The organism is Plantactinospora mayteni (assembly GCF_016862935.1).
Lineage (GTDB): Bacteria > Actinomycetota > Actinomycetes > Mycobacteriales > Micromonosporaceae > Plantactinospora > Plantactinospora mayteni.
The window spans coordinates 285,845-297,800 of the sequence record NZ_BONX01000026.1; the positions used below are offsets into that span (position 1 = coordinate 285,845).

The window sequence follows — 11,956 nt, forward strand, 5'->3', positions numbered from 1 at the left end:
AATGCTGTCGGTTACCGCACGGCGTAGCCTTGGACCGGTCTTTCGACGCAGCCCACCGGACCGGTGGGCAGGAGACCGCGTGACACACAACCCGCGTGAAAGAGGCGATTACCGGCCGTGTCGACCCAGCAGACTTCGCAGGAAAATCCACTGGCGGGGTTCGGCCCCAATGAGTGGATCGTCGAGGAAATGTACCAGCGTTACCTCGCCGACCCCGCCAGCGTCGATCCCGCCTGGCACGACTTCTTCGCCGACTACCGACCCGCCGGGCAGGCCGGCCCGGACGGTGGCGGCGCCGGTGACGCCAAGGTGACCGGCGGCTCCGGCACGACCGCCGAGAAGCCCTCCGCGACCGCACGCACCGCCGCGAAGACCGAGGCCGCGCCGGCCACCCCGGCCAGCGCCCCGGCGCCGGCCAAGCGCGGCACCCCGACCCCGGACGGCAAGACCGGCACCGCGGCGAAGCCGGCCGTGAGCGCGCCGAAGGCCGCCGCGCCGAGCGCCGCCGGCAGGGGCGCGGCGGCCCGGCCCGCCGGCCCGCAGACCACCCCGCTGCGCGGCGTGGCCGCGCGGATCGTGCAGAACATGGACGCCTCGCTGGCGGTGCCGACCGCGACCAGCGTCCGCGCGATCCCGGCCAAGCTGCTGGTGGACAACCGGATCGTCATCAACAACCACCTGGCCCGGGGCCGGGGCGGCAAGGTCAGCTTCACCCACCTGATCGGGTACGCCCTGATCAAGGCGCTCGCCGAGCACCCGGAGATGAACAACTCCTTCGCCGAGGTCGACGGCAAGCCGGCGCTGGTCAGGCCGGAGCACGTCAACCTGGGCATCGCGATCGACCTGGCCAAGCCGGACGGCTCGCGTACCCTGGTGGTGCCGTCGATCAAGGCCGGCGAGCAGATGGACTTCCGGCAGTTCTGGCAGGCGTACGAGGACATCGTCCGGCGGGCCCGCCGGAACGAGCTGACCATGGAGGACTACGGCGGTACGACGATCTCGCTGACCAACCCGGGCGGGATCGGCACCGTGCACTCCCAGCCGAGGCTGATGGTCGGCCAGGGCACCATCATCGGGGTCGGCGCGATGGAATACCCGGCGCCGTACCAGGGGATGTCCGAGGAGACCCTCGCCGAGCTGGCGGTCAGCAAGATCATCACGCTGACCAGCACGTACGACCACCGGATCATCCAGGGCGCGCAGTCCGGCGAGTTCCTGAAGACCGTCCACGAGCTGGTCCTCGGCGAGCACGGCTTCTACGACCAGATCTTCACCTCGCTGCGCATCCCCTACGAGCCGGTGCGCTGGATGCGGGACGTGGCGGTCAGCTCCGAGGGGCAGATCGACAAGACCGCCCGGGTGATCGAGATCATCCACGCCTACCGGGTCCGTGGACACCTGATGGCGGACACCGATCCGCTGGAGTTCAAGATCCGCAAGCACCCGGACCTCGACGTACTCCAGCACGGCCTGACCCTGTGGGACCTGGACCGGACGTTCCCGGTCGGCGGTTTCGCGGGCAAGCAGAAGCTGAAGCTGCGCGAGGTCCTCGGGGTGCTCCGCGACTCCTACTGCCGCCGGGTCGGCGTGGAGTACATGCACATCCAGGATCCGGAGGAGCGGCGCTGGATCCAGGAGCGGATCGAGCGGCAATACACCAAGCCCGCGCCGGACGAGCAGAAGCACGTGTTGAACCGGCTCAACGCGGCCGAGGCGTTCGAGACCTTCCTCCAGACCAAGTACGTCGGCCAGAAGCGCTTCTCGCTGGAGGGCGGCGAGTCGCTGATCCCGCTGCTCGGCGAGGTACTGGAGTCGGCCGCCGAGAACGACCTCGACGAGGTCGTGATCGGGATGGCCCACCGGGGTCGGCTGAACGTGCTGGCCAACATCGTCGGCAAGCCGTACGAGAAGATCTTCTCAGAGTTCGAGGGGCACCTCGACCCGCGCTCGACGCAGGGCTCCGGCGACGTGAAATACCATCTCGGGCAGGCCGGCAAGTTCACCACGCCGGACGGCGAGCACTCGATCAAGGTGTCGGTGACCGCCAACCCGTCCCACCTGGAGGCGGTCGACCCGGTCATGGAGGGGATCGTCCGGGCCAAGCAGGACCGGATCGACCTCAAGCTGGAGGGCTACACCGTGCTGCCGGTGGCGGTGCACGGCGACGCCGCCTTCGCCGGCCAGGGAGTGGTCGCCGAGACGCTCAACCTGTCGCAACTGCGCGGCTACCGTACCGGCGGCACCGTGCACGTGGTGGTGAACAACCAGGTCGGCTTCACCACCGCGCCGGAATACTCGCGGTCCAGCCTCTACAGCACCGACGTGGCCCGGATGATCCAGGCGCCGATCTTCCACGTGAACGGCGACGACCCGGAGGCCGTGGTCCGGGTGGCCCGGCTGGCCTTCGAATACCGGCAGGCGTTCAACAAGGACGTCGTGATCGACATGGTCTGCTACCGGCGGCGCGGGCACAACGAGGGCGACGACCCGGCGATGTCCAACCCGTTGATGTACAAGATCATCGACTCGAAGCGGTCGGTCCGGAAGCTCTACACCGAGGAGCTGATCGGGCGCGGTGACATCACCGTGGAGGACGCGGAGGAGCTGCTGCGCGACTTCCAGGCCCAGTTGGAGCGGGTCTTCAAGGCCACCCGGGACGCCGCCTCGTCGGCCCGCCCGGCCGCCCGGCCCCGCCGCCAGCCGGAGCCCGAGCCGCAGGTGGAGACCGCCACCACCGTCCCCGCCCTCCGCGCGGTCGGTACGGCACACACCTCGCTGCCCGACGGCTTCAACCCGCACAGGCGGATCCAGCAACTGCTGGACCGGCGGGCCAAGATGACCGAGTCCGGCAACATCGACTGGGGCCTCGGCGAGATCATCGCGTTCGGCACGCTGCTCCAGGACGGCGTGACCGTACGGCTCGCCGGCCAGGACTCCCGGCGCGGCACCTTCGTACAGCGGCACGCCGTCATCGTGGACTCGCGCACCGGTGCCGAGCACACCCCGCTCTCCACCCTGGCCGGCGACCGGGCCCGGTTCTTCGTGCACGACTCGCTGCTCAGCGAGTACGCCGCGATGGGCTTCGAGTACGGCTACTCGGTGGAGAACACCGAGGCGCTGGTGCTCTGGGAGGCGCAGTTCGGCGACTTCGCCAACGGCGCCCAGACGGTGGTCGACGAGTTCATCTCGTCCGGCGAGGTGAAGTGGGCGCAGCAGTCGTCGGTGACCCTGCTGCTGCCGCACGGGCACGAGGGCCAGGGCCCGGACCACACCTCCGGCCGGCCGGAGCGGTTCCTCCAGCTCTGCGCCGAGGACAACATGCGGATCGCCATCCCGAGCACCCCGGCGAACTACTTCCACCTGCTCCGCCGGCAGGGGCTCTCGCCGAAGCGCAAGCCGCTGGTGGTCTTCACCCCGAAGTCCCTGCTCCGGCACAAGCTCTGCGTCTCCAGCGTGCAGGACTTCACCACCGGTACCTTCCAGCCGGTGCTGACCGACAACTCGGGCGTGGCGCCGGAGGCGGTCAAGCGGGTACTGCTCTGCTCCGGCAAGGTCTACTACGACCTGCTCCAGGCGCGTACCGAGCGGGGCAACAGCGACACCGCGATCCTCCGGATGGAGCAGCTCTATCCGCTGCCGGTCGAGGAGGTCCGGGCCGCGCTGGCGCAGTACCCGAACGCCGAGGACTTCGCCTGGGTGCAGGAGGAGCCGGCCAACCAGGGCGCCTGGTCGTTCGTCGCGCTCAACCTGCTGGAGCACCTGGAGGGCGTACGCCTGCGTCGGATCTCGCGGCCGGCGGCGGCTGCCCCGGCGGTCGGCTCGGCGAAGACGCACGACGCCGAACAGTCCGCGCTGATCGAGGCGGCACTGCCCCGCCCCTGATGTACGGAAGGAAGGGCCTCTTCATATACGAAAAACGATATGCAGAGGCCCTTCCTTTTCATCGCCGTCGAGAGAGGACGTCGTGTACTTCACCGACCGAGGCATCGAGGAACTCGTCGAGCGCCGGGGCACCGAGACCGTCACTCTGGAGTGGCTGGGCGCGCGGCTGCGCGATTTCGTCGACCTGAACCCCGACTTCGAGACGCCGGTCGAGCGGTTCGCCACCTGGCTGGCCCGCCTGGACGACGAGGACGACCTCTAGGGGCCACCACGGCCGGGCTTGGTCAGCCCAGCGCGAGCCAGCCGACCAGCGCGACCACCACGACGACCGCGACCGCGATCCCGATGATCAGCGGCAGTCGGGACGGCGGTTCGGCGGCGGCCGATTCGGGAGTGTGGGCGAAGGCCCGGAACGCCTCGGTGTTGCCGCTGGGGTCGGGTTGCTGATCAGCCATGCCGAGCACGATAGCGAACCGGGGCACGGTCAGGCTTGCCCTACCCTCGCGGCGCGGCCGCCCCTACCCCGGACCAGGGGTCGCCCCTACCCCGGACCTGGGTGCTCGCCGGATCGAACCTGGTCGGTGCGGCTCATAGCGTCGAGGCATGACCACGTCGACCATTCTGCCGCCGCCGGTCACCGGCTCCGCCCCCGCTCCGGTGGCCTCCGGCAAGGGCAACCTGGCCGCGAGAATCGCCGGCTGGAGCGCCCGGCACCGCCGCATCGCCGTCCTCGGATGGCTGCTGTTCGTGATCGCGGCGACCGCGCTCAGCGCCGTCGTCGGCACCGTGGAGGCGAAGAACAGCGAGTCGGGGCACGGCGACTCCCGCCGGGCGGACGAGATCATCGCCGCCGCCGGCTTTCCCGACCGGGCCGCCGAGATGGTACTGGTCGAAAGCGACAGCCTGGTCGCGGAGGATCCCGCCTTCCGGGCCGCGGTCACCGACACGACCGCCGCCATCGAGCGTACCGGCCAGGTGCTGGACGTACGGTCGGACGCGGTCTCCGCCGACCGGCACGCCGTACTGGTCACCTTCGACCTGACCGGACCGGCCGAGGGCGCCGCCGACCGGGTCGGTCCGGTACGCGACGCGGTCGCCGCCGTACAACGCGACCATCCTGAGCTGTACGTGGCGCAGACCGGCGGGGCCAGCATCGGTGCGGCGATCGGCCGGACCCTGGACGCCGACATGCACCGGCTGTCGATGCTCTCCATCCCGGTGACGCTGGGCATCCTGATCGTGGCGTTCGGGGCACTGCTCGCCGCCGTACTGCCGATGGGGCTGGCACTGACCGCGTTCCTCGGCTCGCTCGGCCTGCTCGCGGCGGCCAGCCGGATCGCGCCGGCGGTCGACACCACGATGCACCTGATGCTGCTGATGGGGCTCGCGGTCGGGGTGGACTACTGCCTGTTCTACCTGCGGCGGGACCGGGAGGAGCGGGCCCGGGGCGCCACCGCCCCGCAGGCCCTGGCGATCGCCGCCGCCACCTCCGGCCGGTCGGTGCTGATCTCGGCGCTGACCGTGATCATCGCGATGTCCGGGATGTACCTGACCCAGGACACCACCTTCATCAGCCTGGCGACCGGAACGATCCTGGTGGTCGCCACCGCCGCCGTCGGGTCGCTCACCGTACTGCCGGCGGTGTTGAGCAAGCTCGGCGACCGGGTCGACCTGGGCCGGGTACCCGGGCTCTACCGCCGGCAGTCGAGCGGCCGGTTCTGGCGCGCGACCATGGGCGTGGTGCTGCGCCGGCCCGGGTTCTCCGCCGTGCTGGCCGCCGCCACCCTGCTGGCCCTGGCCGTGCCGCTGCTCGGGATGCGGACCGCCGAGGAGGACATCACGGCGCTGAAGAACCCGGCCCCGGCGCTGAGCGCCTTCCTCCGGGTCAAGGCCGCCTTCCCCGGCGGCGCCGAACCGGCGGTGGTGGCGATCCGGGCGGACGACGTGACCACGCCGGCCCTGACCGCCGCGATCGACAACCTGAAGACCCGGGCGCTGGCCACCGGAGTGCTGCACGAGCCGGTCTCGGTCGAGGTCAACCCGGACCGGACGGTCGCGGTGGTCAAGGTGGGACTCTCCGGCTCCGGCGTCGACGCCACCTCCGAAGCGGCGGTACGCACCCTGCGCGAACAGGTCATCCCGCGCACCGTGCAGGGCGTCGACGGCGCCGAGGTACTGGTGACCGGCCTGGCCGCCGACTCGGTCGACTTCAACGCGGCGCTGGGCCGCAGCGTGCCGCTGGTGTTCGGGTTCGTGCTGGGGCTGGCGTTCCTGCTGATGCTGGTGTCGTTCCGGTCGCTGGTGGTGGCGGCGACCGCGATCATGCTCAACCTGCTCTCGGTGGCCGCCGCGTACGGGCTGCTGGTGCTGTTCTTCCAGCACGGCTGGGGCGAGGCACTGCTCGGCTTCGAGTCGGTCGGCTCGATCACCAACTGGGTACCGCTGTTCCTCTTCGTGATCCTGTTCGGGCTGTCGATGGACTACCACGTCTTCGTGCTCAGCCGGATCCGGGAGGGGCACGACCGGGGCTGGCCGAGCAAGCTGGCGGTCTCCCGGGGCATCCGGGGTACCGCCGGGGTGATCACCAGCGCCGCCGTGGTGATGGTCGCGGTCTTCGCCCTCTTCACCACCGGCACGCTGGTGTCGATGAAGGAACTCGGTTTCGGCCTGGCGGTCGCGGTACTGATCGACGCGACCATCGTCCGGGCGGTACTGCTGCCCTCGGTGATGGTGCTGCTCGGGGAGCGGAACTGGTACCTGCCCCGGTGGCTGGACTGGCTGCCCCGGCTCTCCCACGGCGAGGTGCCGGCCGGCGGGCTGCCGCAGGGCGTACCCACCGGGGCCGGGCCGGCGCGCTAAGACGATCAAGCGGAGCGACGGGTTGCCCGGCAACCCGAATCGGGGGCGGACGGCGGGACAAACCGTCCGGGTGGCCGCCGTACGAGGACCGGAAAGCTGGCCTCGTACGGCGGTGCACCGTCTAGCGTCGGTGCTGTGCGCGTGAACCCCAGGGTCGCGGGGCTTTTCGTCCTGTTACTGCCGATCGCGCTCACCGCCAGCGGGTGGGTGGTCGCCGCTCCGGCTCCCGCGGCTCCGCCCGGTTCAGCCCCGGATCGGACGTACGCGGTCGGCGTGCGTACGCTCGATCTCGGTCGCGGCACCGCCCGCCCGCTCCCGGTCACCATCTGGTATCCGGCCCGGGACGACCGGCCCACCAGCTCGACCGCCGGGCCCACCGTGCCCCGCCGGAACGCCCCGGTCGCGGCCGGCAAGTTCCCGATCGTGCTGTTCAGCCACGGCCTGCACAGCCTGCCCGAATTCCACGCCCCGTTGACCACCCGGTGGGCCGCCGCCGGCTTCGTGGTCGCCGCCCCGGCCTATCCGCACACGAAACGCGGGGCACGCCGGTTCGACCGCAACGACATCCGCCGCCAGCCGGGTGACGCCTGGCGGGTGATCCAGCACGTCAGACGGCTGGACCAGGTCTCCGGTGACCAGTTCGCCGGGCATCTGGCGGTGACCCGGATCGGCGCGGTGGGGCACTCCGCCGGTGGCTACACCACGGCCGGGTTGTTCGCGCCGGGGCATTCGGAGTGGCTGCGTGGCGGCATCGTGATCGGTGGCGCCGGGATGCCCGGAGCCACCTTCGGCGGGCCACCGGCACCGCTGCTCTTCGTGCACGGTGACGCCGACCGCGTGGTCCCGGTAGCCCGTGGTCGGGACGCCTTCCGCCGGGTGCCGTGGCCCAAGGCGTTCCTCACGGTACGCGGCCAGGGGCACGGCGAATACCTCATCCCGGGCCGGCGCGGCTTCGCGCAGACCATGGCCGCGACGACGGAGTTCCTGCGCTGGACGCTCTACGGTGACGTCCGGGCCCGGCGTGACCTCCCGACCGGCGCCACCTCCCCCGGCACCACCGTCTTCGCCAACCGCCTCGGCTGACCGTCGGCACGACCGAGCGTTTCGCGATCTCGCCCAAACCGCGCCGATCGCGCCGATCGACCGTTTCGCCGACCGTCTTGACCGAGCGTGGCCACGCTGGAATGGCTCGGCGACCGTGGCCCGGTCGGCGGAGGACGGCCCGGGTGGTCGGCGGAGGACGGCCCGGGTGGTCGGCGAGGCGGGGCAGAATCGGTGTCATGCCCCGACATCCCCTCCGGGCCGCGCTCGCCGCCGCGACCGTCACGACGGCGCTGGCCGCGACCCTGACCGGCTGCTCCGCCGGGTCCGGCCGCTCCGTCGCCGAACGGCCCGCTCCGGCGGGAAGTCCGACTCCGGGCGCTACCGCCCCGGCCAGTCCCACCCCGGCCGGCGTCGCACCGAACCGGCGATTCGCGGTCGGCGTCCGGGAGCTGAGCTACAACCGGGGCGGTGACCGCAGACTGCCGGTCACCGTCTGGTATCCGGCCGACGGAGCGCCGGGCGGCTCCCCGGACCGGAATGCCCGGGTCGCGGACGGGCGGTTTCCGGTGGTGCTGTTCAGCCATGGCCTGACCGGCCGGCCGTCGGACTACCGGACCCTGCTGGTGCGCTGGTCGGCGGCGGGCTTCGTGGTGGTGGCGCCGAGCTATCCGCACACGAGCCGGGGCGCGTCGGACTTCCAGGTACTCGACGTGGTCAACCAGCCGGCCGACGCGTCGTTCGTGCTGACCCGGGTACTCGCGCTGGACCGCGAGGCCGGTGATCCGCTACGCGGCCATCTCGCCGTCGACCGGGTGGCCGCGGCCGGGCACTCGGCGGGCGGCGTCACCACCATCGGGCTGTTCACGGCTGGCCGGGACGCACGGCTCGACGCCGGCATCGTGCTCGCCGGCACCGCTCTCGGCGTCGGGACCGCGTTCAGCGGGGCAGCCGCGCCGCAGCTCTTCGTGCACGGAGAGCGCGACGACGTGGTGGCGTACCGGGCCGGCAAGGCGGCGTACGACCGGGTCCCCTGGCCCAAGGCGATGCTGACGCTGCCGGACGGCGACCATGTCGGCGCGCTGCTCGGCAGCGACGAGCAGGCCCTCGACGTGGTCGCCGGCACCACCGTCGAGTTCCTCCGCTGGACCCTGTACGGCGACGACCGGGCGCTGCGGCGGCTGCCGACCCAGGCGGCCCGGGGCGGGCTGGCCACCCTCGACGACCGGCTCTGAGAGCGCTCGCCCTGCCGGCCAGCGGCGTCACGGATACCCACCGGCCGTCGCGGAGCGGCCGGGCGCGGCCGGTCCTGGCCCGAGACCGGCCGCGCCCGCGAGGGGTGGGGCTAGCCCACCACCGGCCTCCGGTTGTCCGCGTAGAGGTTGGTCGCCCGGTCCCAGGTGATACCGCGCTGGTCAGGTCGGGCTATCACGCCATATCTGTGGTTTCGCCCGAAGACATTGCCACTCAGTCGGATGTTGGCGGCATTGAGATCCGTACGCACCCCGATGGAATAGTTTCCGCCGTTGCAGTAATTGCCCTCGAAGACCAGATTCGAGACGATCGGCCCGGTGGTCGATCCGATCATGAGACAGGCGTTGAACGGATCCCTCGTCACCGGGTTGTACGCCTCCAGCGTGTTTCTCCGGACCACGATATTCGAGGCGCCGGTGGTCTGGAGCGTGTCGTTGTGCGATCCCGGTCCCCGGGTCAGATGGTGGATCCAGGAATCCTCGACTACCACGTCGCTGCCGAGTCTGGGCCCGTCGATGACGTTGCTGATGTCGACCCGGCGCAGCGTGTACTCGCCACAACAGACCGCCGCCGAGTTCTTTCCCCTGCCGTTGATCTCGACATCCTCCACCAGCAGGTTCACCGCGTCGATCGTACGAATCGAGTAGATTCCGTCGCAGGTGATCCGGGACTTCCGGAGTACGACGTTCTTGGCGGTGACGGTCACGCAGCCGGTGATGTTCAGCCCGCTGAGCACCTGACCGTCCTGGGTGACCTTGATCGAGCCCGAGGGCCGGAGCGTGGTGCCGGGTGGTACGCCGGTGTTGTCGGGGCCGGGGAAGGAGGAGGGCGCCCGGCTGGCCGGTGCCCTGGTCATGGTGGCCGTGGCACCCGCGTCCGACCCGTCCGGAGAGTCTTCGGGCGTCGGAGTCGTGGGGTCGGGGGTCGGCTCCGGCTCGGCGGCCGGCGGCAGGTCACCGGCGGCCACCGGCTTCCCGTTCCAGGTCGACATGATGATCGTCGCGGGCGCCTCCGGCGAGTGCATGAATCCGTTCTTGCAGCCGGAGACACGCACCTTGCGGGCGGTGTAGTTGCCGAAGACGAGTCCATTCGTCTCGGGCCGGGTGCACTGGATCCTGGTGTTCTCGACCAGCGCTCCGGAGAAGCCGTCGAATATCCGTACGGCATGCGCCCCGCCGTACTTGATCGTGCTGTTTCTGATCGTGACGTCGTCCGCCTTGATGTGCACGTACCCATCGATCTTGCGGCCGTCCAGCACGGTCCCGTTGCGGGTAATGGTCATCGACCCGTCGCCACTGCTGGCAACGGCCACGCCGATCCCGGCGAGAATGATCCCCAGCGTCGCCGAACCCACCACCAGGGATCGGGGCGTACGCCAGCCGCGCCCATGGGCACGACGGGATGGCGGTCTTTGCCGATTATGCTGACCCGCCACAGAGAAACTCATCAAGATCCGACTCCTTCGCCGTACATCGTCCGCGATCAGAGGGGCGGAACGGGACGACTGTACCCGCCGACCCCAAGCCGACGGAGACGCGAAAGAATGGGCGAAAAGCCAACCTTTATTTTTCCTGAAGTCAGGCTTTACCCCGACTTTCCGGTGCATTGTGCCGGACTTATCCGGACCCACTGTCCATTGGTTCCTGGGCGAAACGTCCGGTTTTTCAAATGCTGTCACCGCGCGTGTTCACGCCGTGATCTTCCCAGCTCAGCTCAGGAGCGGGTCGGCGGAGGTGCTACGCGGTGTGGTCCAGCACCACCTTGCCGAAAACCTCCCCGGAGAGCAGCCGGGCGAACGCCGCAGGGGCCGCCGAGAACGGGTACGTCCCGTCGACGACCGGCCGGATCCCCCGCCGTACCAGCAGCCCGAGCAGTTCGGCCAGCTCGGCCGGGGTACCCATGGTCGAGCCGAGGATCTCCAACTGCATCGCGAAGACCCGGCGGAGGTTCACCGTCGGCTCGTACCCCGCCGTCGCGCCGGAGACGACGATCCGGGCGCCCGGGGCGGCCGACTTCAGCGAGTGGTCGAAGGTCGCGGCGCCGACCGTCTCGACCACCACGTCCACCCGCTCCGGCAACCGGGCCCCCGGCTCCAGCGCGGTCGCGCCCAGCGCGGCGATCCGCTCCCGCTTGCCCGGGTCACGGCTGGTCGCGTACACCCGTTTGCCGAGCGCCACCGCGAGCATTACGGCGGCGGTCGCCACACCGCCACCGGCCCCCTGCACCAGCACCGACTCCCCGGCGTCCACCCGCCCCCGGGTGGTGAGCATCCGGTACGCGGTCAGCCAGGCCGTCGGCAGGCAGGCCGCATCCGCGAAGGAGAGCCCGGACGGCTTGGGTACCAGGTTGGCGCGGGGCACCGCGACCCGCTCGGCGAACGTGCCGGGATGCCGTTCGGAGAGCAGCGACAGTCCACGGGGATCGGCCGGATCCGGGACCACCGGATAGACCACCACCTCGTTGCCGTCCGGGTCGACACCCGCGGCGTCACAGCCGAGGATCATCGGCAGCCGGTCCGCGGCCAGCCCGACCCCGCGCAGCGACCAGACGTCGTGATGGTTGAGCGAGCTGGCCCGCACCTCCACCGTCACCCAGTCCGGCTCCGGATGGGACGGCTCGGGCCGATCCCCGACGACCAACGCGGCGAGCGGATCGTCGGCATCGAACGTCGAGGCGTAGGCGGCGCGCATGATCGACACGTTACACCCGGTCGGGAACGGCCGCCCTCCGCCAGCCGCCGGCCCACAGACAGCCCTCGCCATTCGCCGGCCCACGGGCAACCGCTGGCGAGAAGCCACCCGTGGGACGCCCGAACCTCCCCGGGCACCGCCGCGTCAGGCGCGGGCCACCCCGTCGCGTCAGGCGCGGGCCACCCCGTCGCGTCAGGCGCGGGCCACCCCGTCGCGTCAGGCGCGGGCCA

The 11,956-nt window shown here is 70.9% G+C and carries 8 protein-coding genes; 5 read left to right on the forward strand and 3 right to left on the reverse strand.

What is annotated here, in order from left to right:
• The first annotated feature begins 117 nt into the window (after window positions 1-117).
• Both Pma05_RS20440 and Pma05_RS20445 read left to right on the forward strand, forming a co-directional pair.
• Window positions 118-3,882 carry a multifunctional oxoglutarate decarboxylase/oxoglutarate dehydrogenase thiamine pyrophosphate-binding subunit/dihydrolipoyllysine-residue succinyltransferase subunit gene (locus tag Pma05_RS20440; protein ID WP_203859023.1) on the forward strand — a complete coding sequence of 1,255 codons (3,765 nt, stop codon included), beginning with the start codon at window positions 118-120 and terminating at the stop codon, window positions 3,880-3,882.
• An 82-nt stretch (window positions 3,883-3,964) separates the two neighbouring features.
• Entirely contained in the window at window positions 3,965-4,144 is a 180-nt protein-coding gene (locus Pma05_RS20445; protein WP_203859024.1) for a DUF6104 family protein, read from the forward strand.
• 22 nt (window positions 4,145-4,166) lie between these two features.
• Here Pma05_RS20445 and Pma05_RS20450 read toward each other — a convergent pair whose 3' ends face one another.
• Window positions 4,167-4,337 carry a hypothetical protein gene (locus tag Pma05_RS20450; protein ID WP_203859025.1) on the reverse strand — a complete coding sequence of 57 codons (171 nt, stop codon included), beginning with the start codon at window positions 4,335-4,337 and terminating at the stop codon, window positions 4,167-4,169.
• Between the two features lie 148 nt (window positions 4,338-4,485).
• Between Pma05_RS20450 and Pma05_RS20455 the strand changes: the two genes are divergently transcribed.
• The 3 genes from Pma05_RS20455 to Pma05_RS20465 all read left to right on the forward strand — a co-directional run bounded on the left by Pma05_RS20455 (window position 4,486) and on the right by Pma05_RS20465 (window position 9,017).
• Window positions 4,486-6,741 carry an MMPL family transporter gene (locus Pma05_RS20455; RefSeq protein ID WP_203859026.1) on the forward strand — a complete coding sequence of 752 codons (2,256 nt, stop codon included), beginning with the start codon at window positions 4,486-4,488 and terminating at the stop codon, window positions 6,739-6,741.
• Between the two features lie 141 nt (window positions 6,742-6,882).
• A complete protein-coding gene (locus Pma05_RS20460) occupies window positions 6,883-7,824 on the forward strand; it encodes an alpha/beta hydrolase family protein (protein ID WP_203859064.1) in 942 nt (313 codons plus the stop codon).
• 197 nt (window positions 7,825-8,021) lie between these two features.
• On the forward strand, window positions 8,022-9,017 hold the full coding sequence (locus Pma05_RS20465) for an alpha/beta hydrolase family protein (RefSeq protein ID WP_203859027.1): 996 nt from the start codon (window positions 8,022-8,024) through the stop codon (window positions 9,015-9,017).
• Between the two features lie 110 nt (window positions 9,018-9,127).
• Here Pma05_RS20465 and Pma05_RS20470 read toward each other — a convergent pair whose 3' ends face one another.
• Window positions 9,128-10,390: a hypothetical protein gene (locus Pma05_RS20470; RefSeq protein ID WP_203859028.1), complete on the reverse strand. Its 1,263-nt coding sequence runs from the start codon at window positions 10,388-10,390 to the stop codon at window positions 9,128-9,130.
• Between the two features lie 382 nt (window positions 10,391-10,772).
• On the reverse strand, window positions 10,773-11,735 hold the full coding sequence (locus Pma05_RS20475) for a zinc-binding dehydrogenase (RefSeq protein ID WP_203859029.1): 963 nt from the start codon (window positions 11,733-11,735) through the stop codon (window positions 10,773-10,775).
• Between the last annotated feature and the right edge of the window lie 221 nt (window positions 11,736-11,956).

Coding starts and splice junctions, on each gene's coding strand:
- Pma05_RS20450 (WP_203859025.1), bottom strand. CDS start 4,337: ATGGCTGATCAGCAACCCGACCCCAGCGGCAACACCGAGGCGTTCCGG.
- Pma05_RS20455 (WP_203859026.1), top strand. CDS start 4,486: ATGACCACGTCGACCATTCTGCCGCCGCCGGTCACCGGCTCCGCCCCC.
- Pma05_RS20465 (WP_203859027.1), top strand. CDS start 8,022: ATGCCCCGACATCCCCTCCGGGCCGCGCTCGCCGCCGCGACCGTCACG.